The 22,645-nt window shown below is 37.6% G+C and carries 14 protein-coding genes; 9 read left to right on the top strand and 5 right to left on the bottom strand.

Annotated features, from left to right (window positions below; all coding sequences use genetic code 11):
* Positions 1 to 12 precede the first annotated feature (12 nt).
* The 5 genes from G440_RS0101105 to G440_RS0101085 all read left to right on the top strand — a co-directional run bounded on the left by G440_RS0101105 (position 13) and on the right by G440_RS0101085 (position 10,773).
* Positions 13 to 2,394 (top strand): ABC transporter permease, encoded by a 2,382-nt coding sequence (locus tag G440_RS0101105; protein ID WP_026449604.1) that lies wholly within the window; start codon positions 13 to 15, stop codon positions 2,392 to 2,394.
* A 57-nt stretch (positions 2,395 to 2,451) separates the two neighbouring features.
* Entirely contained in the window at positions 2,452 to 4,851 is a 2,400-nt protein-coding gene (locus G440_RS0101100) for an ABC transporter permease (protein WP_026449603.1), read from the top strand.
* 101 nt (positions 4,852 to 4,952) lie between these two features.
* The gene (locus G440_RS0101095; protein ID WP_026449602.1) at positions 4,953 to 7,331 is read left to right on the top strand and encodes an ABC transporter permease; all 2,379 of its coding nucleotides are present in this window, start codon (positions 4,953 to 4,955) and stop codon (positions 7,329 to 7,331) included.
* A gap of 67 nt (positions 7,332 to 7,398) precedes the next feature.
* Positions 7,399 to 9,819: an ABC transporter permease gene (locus G440_RS0101090; protein ID WP_026449601.1), complete on the top strand. Its 2,421-nt coding sequence runs from the start codon at positions 7,399 to 7,401 to the stop codon at positions 9,817 to 9,819.
* A 189-nt stretch (positions 9,820 to 10,008) separates the two neighbouring features.
* Complete coding sequence (locus G440_RS0101085; protein ID WP_026449600.1) at positions 10,009 to 10,773, top strand: head GIN domain-containing protein; 765 nt, start codon at positions 10,009 to 10,011, stop codon at positions 10,771 to 10,773.
* Between the two features lie 10 nt (positions 10,774 to 10,783).
* Here the strand turns inward: G440_RS0101085 and G440_RS0101080 are convergent, their stop codons facing one another.
* The gene (locus tag G440_RS0101080; protein ID WP_026449599.1) at positions 10,784 to 11,191 is read right to left on the bottom strand and encodes a putative toxin-antitoxin system toxin component, PIN family; all 408 of its coding nucleotides are present in this window, start codon (positions 11,189 to 11,191) and stop codon (positions 10,784 to 10,786) included.
* Positions 11,184 to 11,414, bottom strand: a complete 231-nt coding sequence (locus G440_RS0101075; RefSeq protein WP_026449598.1) for a hypothetical protein — start codon at positions 11,412 to 11,414, stop codon at positions 11,184 to 11,186. The genes G440_RS0101080 and G440_RS0101075 overlap by 8 nt, the downstream gene beginning before the upstream one ends.
* A 123-nt stretch (positions 11,415 to 11,537) precedes the next feature.
* On the opposite strand from G440_RS0101075, the gene G440_RS0101070 reads away from it, so the two are divergent.
* The gene (locus G440_RS0101070) at positions 11,538 to 12,206 is read left to right on the top strand and encodes an ABC transporter ATP-binding protein (RefSeq protein ID WP_026449597.1); all 669 of its coding nucleotides are present in this window, start codon (positions 11,538 to 11,540) and stop codon (positions 12,204 to 12,206) included.
* A 263-nt stretch (positions 12,207 to 12,469) separates the two neighbouring features.
* Here the strand turns inward: G440_RS0101070 and G440_RS0101060 are convergent, their stop codons facing one another.
* Positions 12,470 to 13,945 (bottom strand): aminotransferase-like domain-containing protein, encoded by a 1,476-nt coding sequence (locus tag G440_RS0101060; protein WP_026449595.1) that lies wholly within the window; start codon positions 13,943 to 13,945, stop codon positions 12,470 to 12,472.
* 88 nt (positions 13,946 to 14,033) lie between these two features.
* Here G440_RS0101060 and G440_RS0101055 point away from each other — a divergent pair, with 88 nt between their 5' ends.
* The 3 genes from G440_RS0101055 (at position 14,034) to G440_RS0101045 (ending at position 19,489) form a co-directional block, all read left to right on the top strand.
* Positions 14,034 to 15,917 carry a TonB-dependent receptor plug domain-containing protein gene (locus G440_RS0101055; RefSeq protein WP_026449594.1) on the top strand — a complete coding sequence of 628 codons (1,884 nt, stop codon included), beginning with the start codon at positions 14,034 to 14,036 and terminating at the stop codon, positions 15,915 to 15,917.
* 130 nt (positions 15,918 to 16,047) lie between these two features.
* Positions 16,048 to 18,141, top strand: coding sequence for a phosphate acetyltransferase (gene pta, locus G440_RS0101050; RefSeq protein ID WP_026449593.1), 2,094 nt, complete (start codon positions 16,048 to 16,050; stop codon positions 18,139 to 18,141).
* Positions 18,142 to 18,304: 163 nt separating this feature from the next.
* The gene (locus tag G440_RS0101045) at positions 18,305 to 19,489 is read left to right on the top strand and encodes an acetate/propionate family kinase (protein WP_026449592.1); all 1,185 of its coding nucleotides are present in this window, start codon (positions 18,305 to 18,307) and stop codon (positions 19,487 to 19,489) included.
* 243 nt (positions 19,490 to 19,732) lie between these two features.
* Here G440_RS0101045 and G440_RS21670 read toward each other — a convergent pair whose 3' ends face one another.
* Positions 19,733 to 19,837, bottom strand: coding sequence for a DUF5053 domain-containing protein (locus G440_RS21670; protein WP_425393612.1), 105 nt, complete (start codon positions 19,835 to 19,837; stop codon positions 19,733 to 19,735).
* Positions 19,838 to 20,178: 341 nt separating this feature from the next.
* Positions 20,179 to 22,506: a TonB-dependent receptor family protein gene (locus G440_RS0101035; RefSeq protein WP_026449591.1), complete on the bottom strand. Its 2,328-nt coding sequence runs from the start codon at positions 22,504 to 22,506 to the stop codon at positions 20,179 to 20,181.
* Positions 22,507 to 22,645 lie beyond the last annotated feature (139 nt).

Below are 22,645 nucleotides of genomic sequence, written 5' to 3'. Positions count from 1 at the left end.
AATTTTTAAATTATGATAAAAAATTATTTTAAAATAGCAATTAGAAACCTTTGGCGGCACCGTGGTTACTCCGTCTTGAATATCGGTGGTCTTGCCATTGGGATGACTGCTGGATTCCTGGTGCTTCTATATGTAGGTTTTGAAATGAGCTATGACAGCTTTCACAGTAAAGCCGATCGTCTTTATCGTTTATCAACAGATATTAAAACGCCTTCAGATAAATACGAAACTCCCGTTGTGGACTGGAATATTTTAAGTGAATTAGAATCAGAATTCCCTGAAATCGAAATGAGCACTTTGGTTATGGGAACGGATATCGATGTAAAGGTTGGCAACGAAAATTATACCGAAAATCGATCTCTTGCCGCGGGAGCCGCATTGTTTCAAATGTTTGATTTTAAACTCCTTGAAGGACATTCAAAAACGGCACTTTCTGCTCCATTAAGTATTGTTTTGGATAAAACTACAGCGGCTAAATATTTTGGCGATGGAAATGCAATGGGTAAAACCCTAAAAATTATGGACGGCAAATATTCGGTCACGGTTACTGGCGTAATGGATGATATGCCGAATAATTCTATGGTAAAGGGAAATATTATACTATCTATTTCTACTTACACGGAAGTGATTGATCCCACACTAAAGGATTCTTGGGCGAATTTTGAAAATTTAGGCTTCGTGCTATTGAATCCTGAAACCGATGCAAACGTGCTTGAAGCAAAATTTAAACCCTATGTTGAAAAAATACACGGGGAGCAAATGAAATCTTCAAATATGCAGCTTGCTTATTTTTTAGAACCCATTCAAGATATTTATTTGTATTCCGATCGTGGTTCTACTCCTCAAATTACCAATATTTATATTTTTAGTATCGTAGGCTTATTTATTCTGCTAATCGCGGCCATTAACTTTATAAACCTTACTACGGCGAGATCTGTGGAACGGGCAAAAGAGGTTGGAATTCGCAAAGTTATAGGAGCTCAAAAAGGGCAACTCGCTTTTCAGTTTCTTGGTGAATCTTTAATTATTTGTCTGTTTGCTTTCTTGATCGCTGTTGGTCTTTCGATGTTAGCCTTACCATATTTCAACGAGTTGGCAGGAAAAGTAGTTGCTACTAGTATTTTTGCAAAACCGCTTTATATATTAAGTCTTTTGGCCATTTCAGTTTTTATAGCAATTGTAGCAGGAGCCTATCCCGCGCTAGTTTTATCTTCCTTTAAAGCGGTGAAAGTTCTAAAAGGTAAATTCTCAAGAAGTTCAAAAGGGATTTTATTAAGAAAGGGCCTGGTCGTTTTGCAGTTTTCAATCTCTGTAATATTGATTATAGGAACGTTTGTTATTTATAGCCAGACCTATTTTATGCAGCACCAGGATTTAGGTTTTTCTAAGGAACAACTTCTTATTCTTCCTACCAACAATCAAAATGGCCAAGAAGAAATGCAAAAAGCCTTGGCATCCAATCCTGATATTTTATCGATGAGTACTTCATCTTCCGTTCCAGGAGGCGGAGGTGAATGGCAGACTGCACTTAGCGTTCTGGAAAATAATATGGGACAGGATCAGTCATTAACGCTTAATAGATTCAATATTGATGAAAATTACATTCCGCAATTTGATATTAAACTGTTGGCAGGAAGAAATTTTTCAAAACAATTTGCTAGTGACAGCACAGAGGCAATGATTCTGAATGAAAAGGCCATCAAGTTATTGGGCTTTGCAGATCCTGCAGATGCTATAGGAAAAAGCTTTGAGCAATGGGATAAGAAAGGGACTGTTATTGGAGTCATAAAAGATTTCCACATCCAATCACTACAAGAGGAAATTATGCCGCTAAGTATGGTTATGGGGAGTGGAGATAATAAATTGCTTAATCTAAAAGTGTCAACACAGAACCTCGGTAAAACTTTGGGCTTTATAAAAAAATACTGGCAAGAATATTTTCCAAACAAGTCCTTTGATTATTTCTTTATGGATGCGTTTTTTAATCAGCAATATAAAAGCGAAGAGCGTTTTGCAAGCCTGTTCTTAAACTTTGCATTGTTGGCCATTTTTATTTCCTGTCTGGGGCTTTTGGGACTTGCTTCGTATAGCACACTTCAACGCCGTCGGGAAATAGGAATACGGAAAATCCTTGGTTCATCCGCCTTTGGGATTGTCCATCTGCTTTCTGCGGATTTTCTAAAACTTGTGGCCATTGCTATTCTTATTGCCTCACCAATTGCTTGGTATGGGATGCATAGTTGGTTACAGGATTTTGCGTATCGTATTGATATTCCCTGGTGGATCTTTTTAGTAGCTGGAATTTTGGCAATAGGAATTGCCTTGGTTACCATAAGTTTTCAGGCTATTAAAGCAGCGATTGCGAATCCTGTAAAAAGTTTAAGAACGGAATGAAATTAACCAAACCTGACAGGTTTTAAAAACCTGTCAGGTTTAAAAAAAAATTCAAAGATGATTAGGAATTATTTTAAAATAGCCTGGCGGAATATACGCGCCAATATACTCTTCACCGTGCTCAATATTGCTGGTTTGGCAATTGGGTTGTGCGTATGTATTATCCTGTTTTCTTTTGTAAATACGGAACTCAGTTTCGATAAAATGTATTCCAATGCAGAAGATATCTATCGGGTTAATATGGAGACTTCGGAAGAATATGATTTTGAAACCTGGGCTGAATTGCCAAACGCTGTGGGTCCGGCAATGGCACAGGATATTCCGCAGGTAAAAAGAATGACTCGCCTGATTAAAGACGATTTTGGAACAACTGCTTCCCTGAAGATCGGAGATAAGAATTTCACCGAAAATAGACTTTATCTCGCGGATTCCACAATCTTTAAGATGTTCGATTTTAAGTTTTTGGAAGGAAATAGTGAGAATGCCTTTTCAAAACCTAAATCCATTGTGCTTTCTCAATCTGCAAAAGAACGCTTGTTTGCTGGCCGAGAAGCGATGGGGCAGCTCATTACCGTAAACAATAGAGATACGTTGCAGGTTTCCGGTATTTATGCCGATTTGCCCGAAAACAGCGTGATGGATGCAACTATGGTCTATAACATTTTGGATTCGTGGATGGGTACAAATGTATATTGGGGCAACGCCAGTTATGAAACCTATGTGCAACTTCAGCCCAATACAAACGTTGCAGAAATACAAGAACAAGCAACCGGATTAATAGATAAATATGTTGAAAAGGACAATCAATATTTTACAAGATTCCTTTTTCAGCCCTTAACGAAAATACATCTTTATTCAGCCGATATTAGGGATGGCTACTCCTCTAAACTCGGTAATATAACTACTATAAAAAGTCTTTTGTTTTTATCCTTATTGGTGTTGTTTATTGCGTGTATCAATTATATGAACCTCGCCACGGCCAATTCCCAGAAACGTGCAAAAGGTATTGGTATGAACAAAGTCTTGGGCGCGAACAGGCGGCAAATGCTTTCCCTTTTTTATGTGGAAACGGGGATTATGGTGTTTTTATCCATTGTAATCGGCTATGCTGTTTCGTTTTTGGCATTGCCGTTATTTAAGAGTATTACGGGGAATGAAATCAGTTATCAAGATTTATTGGCTACTCCAATCTTAATAGGATTATCGATTATTTGGATTTTGGTCACTCTTATTGCCGGCAGTTATCCTGCAATTTCTATGTCGGGAATTTCACCCCTTGTTTTGGTGAATAAATCCAAGAAAAAAGGTTCGGCTTCTGAATTTGTTCGTAAAGGTTTGGTTGTCTTTCAGTTTGCGGCCTCCATTGTTTTGATAATTGCTGTTACCATAATCCTTCAGCAGATGTCGTTTATCAAAAATAAAAATTTGGGTTACGATCCGAGTGGAATAGTAGCGGTTTCGATAAAATCTGCTGAAAACAATCAGCAAGTACAAAGTTTAATTCAAGGATTGGAAAGACAGTCCAACATTGAAAGTGTTTCGGCAGTGCAGACAATTCCAGGTTCCAATGAAAGTGGCCGCTCCGTAAGCAAGTTGGCAACCGATAACATTGGAATGCCAATTGCCAGCTGCCGAACCAATGGCGATATTGTTAAAACACTTAAGCTAAAATTACTGGCGGGCACTGAACTTCCTCAAAATATTGTTGCAGGAGACTCTTTAATTTACACCTTGATAAATGAGAAAATCCTAAACTTTCTGGATTATAAAACTCCCGAAGATGCAATCGGAAAAACCATCAATACGGAACTTGGATCGAGAGCGATAATTACCGGTATTGTTGAGAATTTTAATTTCAATTCGCTTAAGGAAGACATTGGCGGCTATATGTATTATAAATCGCATAAAGCACCCGAAGGCATTCGCACTGTTTTGGTACGTTATAACACTCAGGATCTTTCAAAGTTTATAGATCTGGTGCAGCAAACTTTTACTGCATCGCTCCCAAATACAGCATTTGATTATCAGTTTCTCGATAGGCACGTTGCACAGCTATATGCTTCCGAAGAAAAAACAGCGAGTACGGCAACCATCTTTTCAGCTTTGGCAATTTTTATCGCCTGTCTCGGTCTTTTTGGCTTGGCAGCTTTTACAGCAGAACAACGCACCAAAGAAATTGGCGTACGGAAGGTTTTGGGTGCGACTGTTACAGGAATAACCAGACTGTTATCTAAGGACTTTTTAAAGTTGGTGCTGGTCGCTTTTGTAATTGCAGTGCCAGTGGCTTATTGGTTAATGCACAAATGGTTATTGAATTTTGCGTATAGAACAGAAATTAATTGGTGGGTATTTGTGTTTGCGGGATTGGCAGCTATCCTTATTGCATTGCTTACAGTGAGTTTTCAAGCGATAAAAGCGGCAATTGCGAATCCGGTAAAAAGTTTGCGGACGGAATAAGCCCTCCCGAAATAAATTCGGGACAGGCTCTAACCCCCAAAGGGGGAATGAGTGGGCGATTTTTAAATAGACAATAAATAAGAACAATAAATAATTCAAAGATGATTAGGAACTATTTCAAAATCGCTTGGCGCAGTCTTTTCGCCGATAAAAAATACGCTTTTATGAATATTGCAGGGCTTGCCGTGGGTATGGCCGCAGCGGTTTTAATAGCGTTATGGATAGTGGACGAACTTAGTTTTGATAGATCATATTCCACTACAGATAGACTCTATCAAGTATATAGTAAGGACAGCTTTGATGGAAAATCCAATATTTGGGGCAGAACTCCAGGCCCATTGGTTTCCGCCTTAAAATCTGATTTCCCCGAAGTGGAAGATGCCGTAAGGTTTGCAGAAGATACTGAACTTCTGTCAGTTGGCGATAAACGCCTAAATACCAAAGGAGCTATTACTGATTCCGGATTTTTGAAAGTTTTTGGTGTTGCAAGTATTTCAGGTAATGCTGCAACTGCACTCACAAATCCGAGTGGTATTGTTATTACCCAAAGTCTTTCCAAAAAGATATTCGGTAATACCGATGCACTCGGAAAAACAATTCGCATAAATAATAAATTTGATAGAGAGATAACGGCTATAATCCCAGACTTTCCTTCGAATAGTAGATTTCACAAAACTGAATTCTTACTACCTTTTGAATATTGGTTGCAAGCTTGGGGAAGCGGAATGACAGAATCGTGGACAGCGAACAACTTTATAACTTATGTGCTTTTAAAACCGAATATGGATTTGGAAATGCTAAACAATAAAATACAAAACACCATTAGAAGCCATACCTCTAGTTCTTCAGATCCTGTCCAAACCCAGATTATGCTGCATCCCGCTTCAAAATGGCGGTTATATTCTAAAAGTGAAAATGGACAATTAATCGGGGGCGAGATTACCAATGTTTGGAGAATGGGCAGGATTGCAATTTTTATATTGCTTATTGCCTGTATCAACTTTATGAATTTAAGTACGGCGAGAAGTGGCAAAAGAGCTAAGGAAGTCGGAATACGAAAGGTAGTAGGTGGGTCGCGTAAATCCCTGGTTTTTCAATTTCTTGGGGAATCTGTATTGTTATCCTTTATTTCTGGAGCAATAGCTTTTGCATTAGCCTTTATTTTTCTTCCGTCATTTAATTTGTTGGTAGGTAAATCCTTATACTTCAGTTATGATAATCCTTCTTTCTGGCTTATCGCATTTTCTTTTATCCTTTTAACAGGACTTTTGGCAGGCAGTTATCCAGCCTTTTTTCTTTCGTCTTTTAAGCCAATAAAGGTTTTAAAAAGCGGTTTCAAACTTTCAAAAAATGCTTTTAATCCTAGAAAACTATTGGTTGTTTCACAGTTCGCCATTGCTATTTTATTGATAATATGTACCGTTATCATAAAGCAACAAACTCTATTTGCCAAAGAACGAGATTTGGGCTTTGATGAAAATAATTTGCTCTATGTTACATTGAATGATGAGTTAAAGGGAAATTATGAAATTATTAAAAAAGAATTGATTGCGAAAAATTTAGCAACCTCAGTTACAAAAACATTAAGTCCTATTTCCAAAATACAAAGTGATCGTTGGGGTTTTTCGTGGGAAGGAAGTTCAGAGAGCGATAAAAAGCAAGATTTCATTTATTTAAGTTCGGATGCAGATTTTATTAAAACCTCTGGTGTAAAATTAGTTGACGGAAGGGATATTGATATTTATAACTACAAATCAGATTCTACAGCTTTATTATTGAATGAAAAAGCAGTAAAAGTTATGGGATTGAAAAACCCTATTGGAGCAATCATTCGAGATGATGATAAGCAAATGCACGTGGTGGGCGTTGTAAAGGATTTTATTATGGGATCGCCATACGAACCTGTTCAACCATTAATGATTGAAGGACCTTCGGCTTGGTTTGGATATGTGAATATGAGATTAAATCCGTTAAATGCTACAGCTGACAACTTGAAGCAGATTGAAGCTATATTTAAAGAACACAATCCGCTTTTCCCATTTGAATATTCATTTACGGATCAACAATATGAATTAAAATTTAAGGGAGAACAAACTATGGGTGCATTGGCGAGTATTTTTTCAGGTCTTACCATTTTTATAGCTTGTTTGGGTCTCTTTGCGCTAGCGGCTTATACTACGGAAACCCGACGAAAGGAAATTGGAATCCGCAAAGTTCTGGGCGCCCCGGTTTTATTGATTGCCACACTACTCTCCAAAGACTTTTTAAAACTGGTAGGCATTGCCTTTGTGATTGCCGCTCCAATTGCTTATTTCGTAATGAATAATTGGCTTGAAAATTATCAATATCGTATTTCAATAGAGTGGTGGGTGTTTGCAGTTGTAGGGCTATCCGCAATTTTAATAGCGTTGATAACCGTGAGTTTTCAAGCGATAAAAGCGGCGATTGCGAACCCAGTAAAAAGCTTGAGAACGGAATAATCCCCCTAACCCCCAAAGGGGGAATTCTTACTCGTAGGGTAATATGAATAAAAAATTATAATAAATTATGATACAGAACTATATAAAAATCGCATTTAGAAACCTTTGGAAGGATAGAACTTTCACTGTTCTGAATATTATTGGTCTAACCGCCGCCTTTGGAGTTGCATTTCTGTTGAGTATGTATGCTTTGTTCGAGCTTTCGTACGATAAATTCCACGAGAATATCGGTTCTATTTATAAAGTCTATACCGATGAACAAACCAGTAAGGGCGCAGAATCTGATGATACAAATCCGATTCCATTTGCTGAAGCTTTAAAGGAAGAAGTGCCGGGTGTGGAAATGATAACGAGATATGTAACAGGAGGCCCGCTTCTTTCCTACAATGGGAATACTATCGGGGTTGGCTCCGCTTGGGCTGATCCAGCATTTTTTGAAATATTTTCATTTCCTATCTCAGAAGGTGACAAGGTCAATCCATTTTCAAATAAATCTTCCATCGTCCTGTCCAGTAAAACTGCTTCTTCCATTTTTGGTAAAGAACCTGCCATTGGCAAAACCATAAGTATTCAAAGCAATGGTGAGGAGGTTCCTGTTACCGTTACCGCAATCTTAGAGGATATCCCAGCAGCTAGCAGTATGAATTTTGGTGCCATCTTAAACTTTAAAAACCTACCCGATAGTTATTATGCCGATAATCTGGATAATTGGGATGCTCATAACCATGCCGTCTATATGAAATTGGCAAAAGACGTAAGTATTTCCCAATTCGAAAAGGGTACCAAAGATTTTTCCTCCCTACATTATGCAGAGAATATTGCCAATGCAAAACGCGATGGAGCCCAACCTAATGCTGAAGGAAATTTCAGACAAATAAAACTGCTTCCCTTTGCCGATCAAAGCTTTGTAAGCATCAAAGACGGACTAATCTCGGTAAGCAAAACACTTCAGTATATTGTTCTCGGCATTTCTTTTCTAATCCTCTTTATCGCCAGCGTCAATTTTATTAATATGAGCCTTGCCAAAAGTTCGCAACGCTTACGCGAAATTGGAATGCGCAAAACTTTGGGAGCAGGAAAAGCACAATTATTCTTTCAGTTTTGGGGCGAAAGCATCTTGGTGTTTGTTATATCTGTAGTTCTTGGAGGGATGTTGGGTTTCGCATTGTTAAAACCTTTTCAAGCGCTTTTCGATACGAGGGCTTCATTTATTTCTATTTCAAATCCGATGATGATTTTTGGAGCTATCCTTGGGGTATTACTAATTACATTGATAGCAGGTGGCTATCCGGCTCTAATAATGAGTAGAATGGGCACCTTACAAGCATTAAAAGGCAAGTTGGGTGTAAGTGGAAAAAATCAACTCAGAAATGTGTTGATGGTCGTCCAGTTCAGTATTGCCATTATTTTAATTAGTGGTACCCTCGTGCTTTGGCAACAATTGGATTTTCTTCGGAACAAAGACCTGGGTTTTAATAAAGAACAAGTGATTTCCTTTCCGTTAAATACAAAACAGGACCAGAGCAATGTCCTTCAGCTTTTACGAAATGAGTTTGCCAAAAACCCGAATATTATAAGCGTTACAGCTGCCGATAATAATTTAGGCCTTGGCCGCGATGGAACCCAAATGAGAAGCGTTTTAGGTTTTGACTATAAAAATAGGGAAGTCTCTACGAGTATGATTTCTGTAGATTTCGATTATCCTAAAACCTTGGATATTGAATTGCTGCTTGGTCGGACTTTCAATAGAAATTATCCCAGCGACAGTCTTTCAGTTGTAATCAATGAAGCCATGGTCAAGGAATTGGGAGAGGAAGATCCATTGAATGCTCATTTCATCTTAGGCGATTCCATTAAATACACTGTAATTGGGGTGGTAAAGAACTTTAATTTCGAGAAATTAAACAAAGGTGTGCAACCGCTTACTTTCTTTATGGATGGGGAATCTCCAATGGGTTATGCCTACGTAAAAGTTGCGCCCGCTAATCTTTCGCAAACCTACGAAACCGTTAAGCAGAGCTGGAATAAAATTGAACCGAACACCCAGTTTTTAGGTTCGTTTTTAGATGAAAATATCGATAGAACCTTAAAGAAGGAGCGCACGATGACCACAATGATTTCCAGCGGTTCCATTTTGGCAATTATTTTAAGTTGTATCGGTCTTTTTGCCATTTCATTATTGGTTGTTTCCCAACGACAAAAAGAGATTGGCATTCGGAAAGTGGTTGGCGCCAGCGTATCAACCATCACCGTTTTATTGACCAAGGATTTCTTGAAATTGGTAGGAATTGCTTTTGTTATCGCAACTCCGATTGCTTGGTATGCAACATCGCAATGGCTTCAAAATTATGTGTATCGAATTGATCTGAATTTCTGGATTTTCTTGGCAGCTGGATTGATCGCATTGATAATCGCGGTGGTGACAATAAGTTTTCGGACGATACAGGCAGCGTTGAGAAATCCGGTGGAGAGTTTGAAAACGGAGTAGACACCTAGCCCCTTCCTCCAGCAGACAAGCCCAAAGGAGGAATGCTCACTCGGATGTAAAGAAGTGTTCAGTTTTCAGTTGGCAGTAGCAGTAGCCAGTTGCAGTCGAGATATTGGGATCAGTTGCGGTGGGCAGTAAAAAAAATATAAAACAATAACCAAAACATAAAGAACAACTAAAACAAAACTTATGGTACGAATAATCGTCTTTTTAACAACCCTCACATTTTTATGTATTGAAACCGTTTTCGGGCAAAATATTCGACCGGTCGAACATTTTGATAAGGTCATTATAAGCCCTCATATACAGGTGACTCTGGTCCAAGGGTCTAAAGAAACCGTAACGATTGAAGATAACAAAGTAAGTAATGATAAACTCAATATTGAGGTAAACGGCAAAACCCTTCGTATCTATCTGAAGGACGCTAAAGAAGTTACAAAAGATACAACGCTTACTGAAAATGGGATGAAAATGAAACGTTCTATTTATAAGGGAACCATTGTAACTGCTACGATGACTTATAAAACATTGAACGATATTTCGGTTCGAGGAGAAGAAACCTTGGTTTGCAATAGTCTTTTAAAAGGAAACAATTTCAACCTTAAAATATATGGGGAATCACATATTTATCTAAATGAAGTGAATCTCAAGAAGCTACAGGCAACTATCTACGGAGAAAGTGTTTTGGAAATTAAATCCGGAACTATTCAAAATCAAAAATTTACCGCTTACGATGAAAGTAAAGTCGAGGCCTTAGCCATTGACAGCGAAGAAACCAAAATCACAGCCTATGGGGAAGCGGAATTTAAAATTAATGCTTCAAAAAAAATAAGGATAACCTCCTATGGCGAAGCTTCTCTTCAATATTCAGGAGATGCAGAAATAAATAAAGGTTTGAATGTAGGTGGATTGAAGATTAGAAAAATCCCCCTAACCCCAAAAGGGGGAAAATGAGGCCGGAACTTTAAAAATGATTCAAAAAATCAGAAGGATTTAAAATGGAGATACTGCGAAAAGGATTTAAAACGAGAAGATCATTATCACCTGTGATGAGGCAAGATGCTTTTGCGGCTACTGCAAGTTCGAGGAATTTATCGTCCTTGGAATCGTGGCAGGCGGTGATTGATTCAGTGATGTCTACAAATATAATTCTTTCAATAATTTCGGAATACGCTTCACCACGTAAACCCGGCTTAAGATATTTATCAAATTTAGAGCGAAATAAAACATCTTTAAATTCTGAAATAGTTTCTAAACTGGCGAAAAAATCACCAATATTAGTGACTCTTATAAATGCTTTTCTGGGAACGGAATCTTTAAATAAGAAACTGCTAATTAAGGTGTTTGTATCGAAAACAAAGCGCTCATTCATCTTCCTTCAGGATTTCCTGAAGAATTTCTTCGGTAAGGCCATTGGCTTGAGCTTCATCACTCATTTGATCCATCAACATATCGAGCTTTTCAAACTTGATTCGCTTTATCAATCTTTCAATTTTCTCCTCAAGAACTTTCTCAACGCGCAATCGGACTTTTGGAGAAGTCTTTTCCCATTCTCTAGCAGTTTTTTCACCGACGTTTATTGTAATACTTTCCATAACCCAAATAATTTAATACTACTAAAATACGAAATATTATTTCCTAAACGTAAAAACCTGGTCAGTAGGATATAATTTTTCACTTAATAATAAAAAATACAAATAAGTAATAAAAATAAAGATATGCTACTAGAACTAAACAACATCTTTAAATGGGTTACCCAAGGCGGAAATCGGATTTTTCTTTTGAAAGACATAAATCTAAAAGTAGAAGAAGGCGAATTTATTTCCATAATGGGGCCTTCAGGTTCGGGGAAATCTACTTTGCTGAATGTAATCGGGATGCTCGATAACTTTCAGGAAGGCGAATACAATTTTCTGGGGGAATCTGTTCACGCTATGAAAGAGAAAAATCGCTCCAAATTGTATAAGGTATATATCGGATTTGTATTTCAGGCCTATCACTTGATTGACGAGCTTACGGTTTATGAAAACATAGAAACTCCTTTGCTTTACAAAAATGTAAAATCGGCTGAAAGAAAAGCCTTGGTGGCAGATATGTTGGACCGGTTTAATATTGTTGGCAAGAAAGATCTTTTTCCAAGTCAGCTAAGCGGTGGACAACAGCAATTGGTGGGCGTTGCGCGTGCCTTGATCGCAAAACCAAAATTGCTTCTGGCCGATGAACCTACTGGGAACCTCAACTCAAAACAAAGCGAGGAGATTATGGAACTTTTTAAAGAACTCAATCAGGAAGGGGTTACGATAATTCAAGCTACACATTCAGAATCCAATGCAGCGTATGGTTCAAGAGTTTTACATCTTTTGGATGGGGGTCGAAATCATATATAATTTCGAAATCGAAATCGAAACTAAAACCGAAAAAGGTGGATATGGTCTAAGCGCAGTCGAAAGGTCATTTAGTATTGTCATCTTGAATGCAGTCGAAGTATTTAAATATACTTTGCTAAGGTTTGACAACACAACTTTAACACGAATCTGCTTAATAGGTGGTTTGAAAGATACTCATCCATTTTAATCTTTTAAAATTATGAAATATATAAAATATTACTATTTGGCCCAAACGATTTAGGAAAAAATAGACCACCCATTTGTTAGTCCATTATTTCGCAGTAAACCTCATTAAGTAATTGAACGGCCTCTTCCATCTCTTGCTGGTCCAGGTGCGCAAAGCCAAGTCTTAAAGCGGATACCTTTTTATTTTGATAGAGACATATACTAGGAATAAAAAGCCCTTTCTCCTTTGCTTTTTTTTGAAGATCGGTCAATGAGAAAAAGTCTTTAAACTGGATCCAAAACGCCAATCCCGAGAGTGGGATTGTATAGGTAATTTTGTTTTTAAAGTGGATGTTAAGCAATCGCGCAAACATTTCTTTCCGCTCTGCAATTACCTTTTTAGATTTTCTTTGATATCTATGAATGTCTCCTTGGTAGATCAGTTCGCCTAGCGCCTTTTCCATCATTAAATCTGGTTTGCCAAAGATATTCAGGTATTTCGCACCTTCTTGCAGCAAATCTTTCGGCGCAATCAAAAAGTTCATCTGAAAATCGGTATTTAAAAACCTTCCGAAAGCACCGACATATATTACGCGATTTCCACCGTTTTTTCTGAATAGCGACTCCTTTTTGTTTTTCACCGTTGAAAATTCAAAATCCGTGTCGTCCTCAATAACAATAAAATCATACTGTTCTGCCAAACTGAGCAATTGTGTTTTTCGAGTTTCGGAAAGACTAGCGGTGGTGGGGTATTGGCAATTGGTGTTTATATATAACAATCGTATTTCGCCCGGTTTAAAATGATTCTTAATATAATCGATATCCATCCCTTTCTCATCAACTGGAATCGTTTTCATTTTGGCTCCCGCTTGATTAAAAATCATATTGGGTAGAAAATAGCTCAGCTCTTCCACCAAAACAATGTCGCCTGTGTTTATCAATAAGCGCGAGAGAATAGAAAGCACTTTCTCTAATCCTGCTATTGACAAGAGAAAATTTCTGGAAAGGTGAAAACCTCTGGTTAAATTTAAATAATAGCTCAATTGGTCGCTAAAAAACAAGCTCCCTTCAATAGTATTTGGGAGTGCTTCAGATTGTTTTTTTCTCCGCAGTACCGAGGTGTAAAAACGAACTAGTTCGGCTGCTTTTATAATTCGATAATCCGGTGTGCCATCAGTGAAATATAATTCCTCTAGGTTTTCTTCTAAAGGTGAATCCAAAATAAATTCTTTCCTAAAGTGAAATTTGGCAATTTCTGGAGGAGGCTGAAAAGCTTTGTTTTTTTGCACTTGTTCCGGAGAGAGCTCGGGATTTTTTACAAAGACACCAATGTTGGGAAGGGTTTTTACCCATCCTTGTTCCTGTAATTCCTCTAAAGCGGCAACAATTGTTTTTCGATGAACTTGAAGCTCCTTGGCGATTTTCCTACTGCCGGGAAGTTGGTCGCCGTCTTCTAAAAGATTGCTTTTTACAGCGTTAATAAACTGATATACAATTTGTAGGTAGATTGCATCTTTCTTACGACGATCAATTTTTATAAAGGAATGAAAAGGAATTTTAACCGGACTACCCATTATTTACATTTCGGACTACCAAAACTACTGTTTTTATCCAAATATTTGCACCGAATTTTAAAAGCGTACCGTTTAAAAAATAATATTTATGAAAAAAGCACTTGTCTTTTTAGGACTATTAACTGCTATCCCCAATTTTGCACAACAAAAAGAGATACTTCCTGATTCGTTAATTAATAAAAACCAATTAGAAGAAGTAATTATTCAAGGAAACCGACTGCAAATTCCTTTTAATGAGTCTTCTCGCGATATTCAGGTTATTACACAAGCGCAAATTGAGGCGCTCCCAGCAAAATCGATCAATGAGGTTTTGTCCTATATCGGTGGTGTGGATGTTCGGCAGCGAGGTCCGTTTGGTACCCAAACCGATATTTCCATTGACGGTGGAACTTCCGAACAAACTTTGGTTTTAATTAATGGCGTAAAGATGCTCGATGCTCAAACTGCCCATAATATGATGAATATTCCTGTTCCCTTGACGGCCATAGATCATATAGAAGTGTTAAGAGGTGCCGCGGCAAGGGTTTATGGAATCAACGCCCTTACAGGCGCGATTAATATTGTTACGAAAAAAGGAAATCATTCTTCCGTATCCGCAGATATCCAGGCGGGAAGTTCTTTTAAAGCTAAGGAAGAAGGTGACGGTTCTGGAATTTATGGAGGAGGCTCGGCCGAGGTTACGGGAATTTTCGGTTCCGAAAACCAAAGTCAACTTTTTTCAATTGCACAAAGTAATTACAACGGACAGCGTTATAATTCGGCATCAAAAAATACGCGTCTTTTTTATAACGGAAATTACGATTTCAATAACAACAACAGCATTCAGGCAATGGCTGGATATGCCCGAAGTCAATTTGGGGCAAACGGTTTTTACGCCGCTCCTGGCGACATCAATTCCGAAGAAATTGTAGAATCTTCTGTATTCAGTCTTTCCTCAAAACATAAGTGGGGGAATTTTACAATTTCGCCAAGAATCAGTGATCGTTATGGAGAAGATGATTATCGCTATTACAAAGATGATTTGAGTAAAGGGCGATCAATACATTACACCAACGCGCTGATGCTTGAATTGAATAGCAGCCTAAAAACGGGGATAGGAACCTTTGGTTTTGGCTGGGAATCGCGATTGGAAAAAATTAATAGTTCGAATATTGGAGAGCATAAACGCGATAACCACGGAGCCTATGCAGAACTAAGGAGCAATATAGGAGAAAAATTACAAGGAACCGTCGGTCTTTATGCCAACTACAATACGGATTTTGGCTGGCAAATGTATCCAGGAATAGATTTGGCCTACCGCATCAATGCCCATTGGAAAGTTTCAACTAGCATTGGTTCAGGGCAGCGAATTCCTTCTTTTTCAGATTTATACCTCGATCAACGCCCAGGAAATGTTGGGAATGAATCCCTTCAACCTGAAAATGCCTGGAGCTACGAAGGCAATCTTCAGTACAAGAAAGGAAATCTGCAGTTTAAAACGGGCTATTTTTATCGTACTATTTCAGACTTTATAGATTGGGTGAGAGATGATTCTTCCGAGCCTTATTCCCCAGCTAATTTAGGAAAAAACAATACGCAGGGCATTTATGGAAGATTGCAACAGAATTTTGATTTAGGCGGCCACCAATCCATTGGTTATAATTTGAGTTATAATTATTTGCAGCCTTCCCTTGAATCTTCATCGGGAACCCAGTCTAAATATGTATTAGAATCCTTAAAACATCAGTTTGTGGCGGGAGTCCATTACCGAATCAAGGATTTTTCTTTTCAAATAAAAAACAGATGGTTAAAACGTGAACTTGCCAGTGCGTATGACGTTGCCGATATCCGTGTAAATTACGAGTGGCAGAATTTCCTTTTGTACACAGAGGTCACCAACCTGTTTGATGCTACTTACACAGAAGCAGGCGCCGTACCAATGCCAACACGTTGGTTTGGGTTGGGAATGAAATATCAATGGAATCAGCATTAAAAGGTAGCCTTAGATAAGTCTTAAAGTCAAAATTCAACCGCTACGAGCAAAGTCGGCCTAAACTGTCTTTATTTCAAGTTTGTGCAAACTTGCTGTAAAATGTTGCTTATTTTTGAAGAAAATTTTAAAAATGAACAAAGCTATCTACATTGCCACTGCTGAACCCAATAGTGGCAAGTCTATTGTCTCACTAGGATTGATGCAATCTTTATTAGGGAAGGCAGCCAAAGTAGGGTATTTCAGGCCTATTATAGACGACTTTAAATTAGGAGAAATAGATAACCACATCAACACAGTTTCAACTTATTTTAATTTAGATATAAAATTTGAAGATGCTTATGCTTTTAGAAGAAGTGAAGTGATTCGGAAGAAAAACGAAAATAAGGAAGATGAGATCATCGGCAAGATTATTGAAAAGTACAAAGCTCTTGAAGATCGGTTTGATTTTATTTTAGTAGAAGGTACTAGTTTTACTGGGGAAAGTTCCATTATGGAATTCGATATTAATGTATTGATCGCCAAAAACCTTGGGGTGCCAGCCATTATTTTGGCTAGCGGTATTGGTAAAACATTAGATGAATTTGTTGGGAACTTACAAATGGCTTTCGATTCTTTTAAAGATAAAGGTGTTGAAGTCTTGGCAGTTATTGCTAATAAAGTAGAAGTGAGGAATCAGGAATTAGTGGTTTCTGAATTGAAAAAATATTTACCTTCTGAAGTGATTGTAAATGCAATTCCGCTAAACCCTCTTTTATCACATCCTTCCATTAAGGAAATTGTCAACACTTTAAACGCAAAGATTCTTTTTGGGGAAGCCTATGTTAATAATCAGGCGGGTAATTTTAGTGTGGGGGCAATGCAACTCCACAACTATCTTCTTCATCTAAAAGAGAATGCTTTGGTTATAACGCCTGGAGACAGAGCGGACATTATTCTAGGGGCTTTACAAGCAAATATTTCTGACAACTACCCTTCCATATCCGGGATCGTGCTAACAGGTGGTTTAGTTCCCGAAGATTCAATTATTAAACTTATTAAGGGACTTTCAGATATTGTTCCTATCATTTCAGCACAAGGCGGAACATTTTCTGTTACCAATAGTCTTGGAAATATAAAATCACAAATTTATGCTCAGAACACTGAAAAGATAACAATTTCCATAAACGACTTTGATAAGTACGTAGATGTGGATGCCCTTATAGAACGTCTCAGTACGTTTAAAACAAGTGGAATTACGCCAAGAATGTTTCAATATAACCTTCTTAAAAAGGCAAAGTCCAACAAAAAGCATATCGTATTACCCGAAGGTCTTGACGAACGAATTTTAAGAGCTACCAAACAACTAATTGATTTGGATGCGGTGCATATCACATTACTGGGAGATAGAAAACTAATAGAAGAAAGAATAACTATTCTCGATATTGCATTGGATTTGAGTAAAATCAACATCATAAACCCGAGAGAATCTGTGAAATTTGAATCTTATGCAGAAAGCCTTTTTGAACTCCGGAAACATAAGAATGTAAATCTTGCAATGGCTAAAGATTTAATGGAAGACGTATCCTATTTTGGTACTATGATGGTTTATAAAGGCGATGCCGATGGAATGGTTTCTGGCGCGGCACATACTACGCAACACACCATTGTTCCGGCACTTCAATTTATAAAAACTAAACCTGAAGCTTCCATTGTTTCTTCCGTATTCTTTATGCTTTTGGAAGATCGCGTTTCTGTTTATGGGGATTGTGCAATAAATCCGAATCCAACAGCTGAGCAATTGGCCGAAATTGCCATTTCTTCTGCAGCAACCAGTTTAGCTTTTGGGATTGAACCTAAAATTGCGATGTTGTCCTACTCATCAGGAGCATCTGGCGTTGGAGAAGATGTAGAAAGAGTGCGAACAGCAACAGCCATTGTCAGAAAAAAGAGGCCCGATCTAAAGGTGGAAGGCCCAATTCAATATGATGCCGCAGTTGACATTGCGGTTGGTAAATCTAAAATGCCAGACTCTGAAGTTGCAGGTCAAGCAAACGTATTTATTTTTCCTGACCTGAATACTGGAAACAACACCTATAAAGCAGTACAGCGAGAAACCAAAGCCTTGGCCATTGGCCCCATAATTCAAGGGCTTAATAAACCAGTAAACGATTTAAGCCGAGGCTGTACCACGGATGATATTTTTAATACCGTTGTTGTTACCGCAATTCAAGCACAAGATTCTTAAACCGAAATAAGTTAAAAGCATATTTGCTAAATGACATAAAACGTGGAGCTGAGTTAATTCTAACGAAAGAAACAATAGCCACAATCCCATTAGCCCCTATGTCTTACGTCTTATCGTCTTAAGTCTTTTCAAAAAAAGCTGTTCAAAATAATAAAACAATAAAATGAATATATTAATAATCAATTCCGGAAGCTCATCTATAAAATTTCAGTTAATCGAAATGCCTTCCGAAGCATTGATTTGTAGTGGATTGGTTGAGCGGATTGGTAATAAAGATGCTGTTCTAAATTATAAAACAAACGCTACTTCCCTCCAACAAACAGCTGAAATAGACAATCACAAGCAAGGCTTGCTCAAAATTGTGGAGTTATTGCTGGACCCAGAAAAAGGCGTTATAAAAAGTACAAATGAAATTGAGATTGTTGGACATCGCGTTGTTCACGGAGGAAATTCCTTTTCTAACACTACTTTAATCACTGCTGAAGTAAAGCAGGATATTCAAAAATATGCCGCCTTGGCACCTTTGCATAATCCTGGTAATCTTCAAGGAATTCTTGTTGCTGAAGAATTTTTTCCATTGGCAAAACAAGTTGCAGTTTTCGACACTGCTTTTCATCAATCTATTCCGGAAAAAGCTAAAAAGTATGCAATTCCGAATAATCTTTATGAAGAACAGGGAATTCAGGTGTATGGCTTCCACGGAACAAGCCACCAATATGTTTCTGAAAAAGCGATTGACTATTTAGGGCTTAAAACATCCAAAATCATTTCCATCCATTTGGGTAATGGTTGCAGTATAACCGCAATTGTGGATGGCAAAAGTATAGACCATAGTTTAGGATTTACCCCTTCCAATGGTTTGATTATGGGAACGCGAAGTGGCGATATAGACCACGGTATTATTTATCACTTAGTCGATAATTTAGGCTACAGTGTTGCCGAAGTTAAAGATCTGCTCACAAATAAAAGTGGAATGTTGGGCTTAACGGGATATAATGATTTAAGAGATATTGAGGCTGAAGCTGAAAAAGGAAATAAGAATTGCATCTTAGCTTTAACAATGAATGCTTATAGAATTAAAAAGTATATAGGATCTTATGTCGCCGCGATGAACGGCTTGGATGCCATTATTTTTACCGCCGGAATCGGTGAGAATTCAAGTGTGATAAGACAACTTGTGTGTATGGATATGGATTACTTCGGCATTGATTTGGATAAAGCTAAAAACGAATTAAAATCTAAAAATTTACGAGAAATAAATACAGCAACTTCCAAAGTAAAAATATTGGTGATTCCCACAAATGAAGAACTGGAAATTGCAAAACAAGCCTTTCAGTTGCTTAATTAATTTCGTTCGGAATTTCGAAAGTTTTAATGGCTTTTGAAAGAGGAAAGCCTGCTAGCGAACCAGAGGATTTTCTTATAGGATTTATCATAGATTCAAAGAAAGATGAAATATAAGGAAGACCCCTCTTGGCGTGGGCGTCTCGCTCGTGTTCTTCACAATCGTGAGCCAATCATAATCGTCACGAGCGGGGTTTCCTGTTAATATACCAACAATCTGCATTCTTATCCTTTGCGTGAGAAAATCCTAAATCTTAGCTGCACAATTTCGAATGCGTTCGGATAAATCATAAAGGGAATCTCTCAATAGTTCCTTTTCATCTTCATAAATCCAACATTTCTTATAATTTATATCATTAATGTCTGATTTAAATATTAAACGTATGCTTACTCAATTTAACCTAATTACCAACCCGTTAAGAAGTACGTCTATCATCTAACTGCTTTTTCGATGTCCTGATAATTAGTAGGTTATATTCAAAGATAAGATGTGACTAAATCATTCTGCATTAAAGTTACAAGGCAGTCAAAACAGACTGAAAGTCTGTTAAATTCGTGAAATTCAAAACCGCGCTGATCGCGCATCTGTTTTCAACAATTGAGAGAATTTGTGCATATTCGTGCCATTCGTGGCAGTACTTTGGTCCCAAGTTAGAAAAAGTTCGTGATCTCTGGCGGGCCCGAGTGAAGGACTTATGTCTTACGTTTTAGTCGGACACGATTAAATTTATATATCACTTTTACGCCTCCAAACCAATTTCTCGGCATTCCTGGGTAATAAAAACGCGGTTCGGAATTGCCAAAACCGGTCGCGTTTATCAATACTGAAGAGGCATATTTTTCATCCGTAAAATTATTGATACCCGCGTTTACTTCCAATGAAAGCGCTTTAGAAAGTTCTTTTTTATAAGAAGCCTTTGCATTGAAAACACTATATTTTTCCGAATATAATTGATTGGCATCGTTCAAAGGAATTTCTCCAATATGAAAAAAATTAGTGTTCAGAATCAAATTTTTAAATCCTAAATTGACTCCTCCATTTATTTTTTTGTCAGGAACCCCAGTGAGTTGGTTTCCCGAAAAATCAGAGTCACCATCTACAAAGTCAATGAATTTATGGTCGGTAATTTCAGCATTTATATAAGGTGAAATAAATCCAAAATTCTTTATGGGCTGGAAATACGAAAGTTGTAGTTCAATTCCTTTATGCTCAGTTTTTCCTGCATTCCTGCCAATGTACTGGTCGTCTCCTACGCGATCAGCAACCAACAAATCGTCAATATCCAATAGATAGGCGTTTACTTGAAGCTGCAGTTTTCTTTTGAAGAGAAAAAGCTCGCTTCCCACTTCATAGTTAAATCCGTTTTCTGGACCGAGCTCAGGATTTATAATGCCTTCAGGAGTCAAAGTTTCTTCAATGGAAGGATAATTAAAGCCACGGCTAAAGTTGAAAAAGACATTCATGTTTTTTTTGAATTGATAGAGCAGGTTTACATTCGGCGCAAAAATCGGGTCGAAGTTGCGATTTGCACTTTTGTTCCCGTCGTCTTGATTAAATTCATCAATAAAATGGTAATTGGTTTTATTAAAGTTTAAGCCAAATTGTCCTTTAAACTTTTCAGTAAAAGGAATTGTTAGCGTTGCAAATACGTTTAGATTATCCCGTTTCTCAACATTTTCACTGAGCAACTTACCTTCCAGACTACCGTTCCCATTATTCTCCTCGTAAAGATTTGCAATGGTTTTCCAGTTGTATTGGTCTTTGTAAAATTCACCTCCAAAGCTGAGAATCGCTTTGTTTTTCAGAAATAGAAATTCTTTATTAAATACGGTCCGCGCGCCATAACCATTGGTAAATTCATCTAAAATATTAAATGGTCGCGGTTCGTAATGATCTAAATAAGTGTAAAAAATACTACTGGTATTGCTGAAGTTTTCGGAAAAACGATGGGTAAAACTTAGTCCGGTTAAAACTTGTTTATTGTCTTCAAAACCTTGAGCTTTTTTCCAGGTAAAGGCAGCTTGGGACGGATCCTCGTCAAAAGCTGTTTTACCAATAGAACTGGGAATTTGTGCAAAATAATCTATATAATTTATCAAAAGTGAGACCTCATTTGTTGAATTGAATTTATAGGTAGAAGTGAGCAACAAGGTTTTTCGGTCATAATTATTATTCTCCCGAAAACCATCGGTTTCCAAATGATCGTAGTTGAGATTCAGTGAAAGTTTTTCTGTGGATGTTGCCGCGGAAACTGTATTTTTTATCATTCCAAAGGAGCCAATTGTTAGGTTGCTTTTTAAATATGATTCTCCAATTGCTACCTGTTTTGAGTTGAGCAAAAGCGTTCCGCCCAAATTGGTGCCGTATTGCGTGGCTTTTGGACCTTTTATAATTTCAAGGGATTGCAAATCCTCTGGATCAAAAATATCAATCGCTGTTTCGCCGATACCGTTTGTAATTGGAATCCCGTTAAAGTAAGCACGGATTTTATTGGTGCCGTATAGCGTACGTGAACCTACGCCGCGAATGGTAATTCGATTGGTGTTAATAGCGCCACTTTGAATATAAACGCCGGGCGTTTCATTGATTGCCGAAACAAGATCGATGGGGCTGTAGGTATCAAATTTTACCGCTGTTATTTTTTCTATGGGAATTATTAATTTGGATTCAGAAATATCCTTTTGAAGTTTTGAAGTAATCAATATTTCATCCAGATGTTCCGATTTTGAAAGCGGTACTAATTGAAAAGTTGAATTATTCTGTTTCATTTCAACTTTGCTTATAAAATAATCAGGATGTTCCAACCTTAAATTAATTGGAAGTTTAAAAGCTTCGGAAAGAACAAAAACCCCTTCTTTATTTGTTTCAGAAATCTTTTCAGAATTGAGAAATACAGAAACCCCGCTAATAGGTTTTTGAGAATTGGTATAAACAAATCCCTCAATATTTTGGGCATTCAAAGTATTAAAAAAGACGATAAAAAATAGCACCACCAATAGTCTGGGGAATATGTATGTCATTCTATTGCCGTTAAATGTGGGTGAGGAGTTGATGAGTTTAAGAGTTGAGAAGTTTATAAGTTGATGAATTTAACAGCTTGAGCGCCAAACTTCGGCTGGTAAAACGGAGGACGGTTTACAAGTCGATAAGTTTATGGGT

Source organism: Aequorivita capsosiphonis DSM 23843, assembly GCF_000429125.1.
Taxonomy (GTDB): domain Bacteria; phylum Bacteroidota; class Bacteroidia; order Flavobacteriales; family Flavobacteriaceae; genus Aequorivita; species Aequorivita capsosiphonis.
Note: the sequence above shows the minus strand (reverse complement) of the source record. Positions and strands in the feature narration are given on the sequence as shown.

Excerpts from the sequence above, each read along its gene's own strand:
- G440_RS0101070 (WP_026449597.1), top strand. The coding sequence starts at position 11,538 with ATGCTACTAGAACTAAACAACATCTTTAAATGGGTTACCCAAGGCGGA.
- G440_RS0101105 (WP_026449604.1), top strand. The coding sequence starts at position 13 with ATGATAAAAAATTATTTTAAAATAGCAATTAGAAACCTTTGGCGGCAC.
- G440_RS0101100 (WP_026449603.1), top strand. The coding sequence starts at position 2,452 with ATGATTAGGAATTATTTTAAAATAGCCTGGCGGAATATACGCGCCAAT.
- G440_RS0101055 (WP_026449594.1), top strand. The coding sequence starts at position 14,034 with ATGAAAAAAGCACTTGTCTTTTTAGGACTATTAACTGCTATCCCCAAT.
- G440_RS0101060 (WP_026449595.1), bottom strand. The coding sequence starts at position 13,945 with ATGGGTAGTCCGGTTAAAATTCCTTTTCATTCCTTTATAAAAATTGAT.
- G440_RS0101080 (WP_026449599.1), bottom strand. The coding sequence starts at position 11,191 with ATGAATGAGCGCTTTGTTTTCGATACAAACACCTTAATTAGCAGTTTC.
- G440_RS0101075 (WP_026449598.1), bottom strand. The coding sequence starts at position 11,414 with ATGGAAAGTATTACAATAAACGTCGGTGAAAAAACTGCTAGAGAATGG.
- G440_RS0101095 (WP_026449602.1), top strand. The coding sequence starts at position 4,953 with ATGATTAGGAACTATTTCAAAATCGCTTGGCGCAGTCTTTTCGCCGAT.
- G440_RS0101090 (WP_026449601.1), top strand. The coding sequence starts at position 7,399 with ATGATACAGAACTATATAAAAATCGCATTTAGAAACCTTTGGAAGGAT.
- G440_RS0101085 (WP_026449600.1), top strand. The coding sequence starts at position 10,009 with ATGGTACGAATAATCGTCTTTTTAACAACCCTCACATTTTTATGTATT.
- G440_RS0101035 (WP_026449591.1), bottom strand. The coding sequence starts at position 22,506 with ATGACATACATATTCCCCAGACTATTGGTGGTGCTATTTTTTATCGTC.
- pta (WP_026449593.1), top strand. The coding sequence starts at position 16,048 with ATGAACAAAGCTATCTACATTGCCACTGCTGAACCCAATAGTGGCAAG.
- G440_RS0101045 (WP_026449592.1), top strand. The coding sequence starts at position 18,305 with ATGAATATATTAATAATCAATTCCGGAAGCTCATCTATAAAATTTCAG.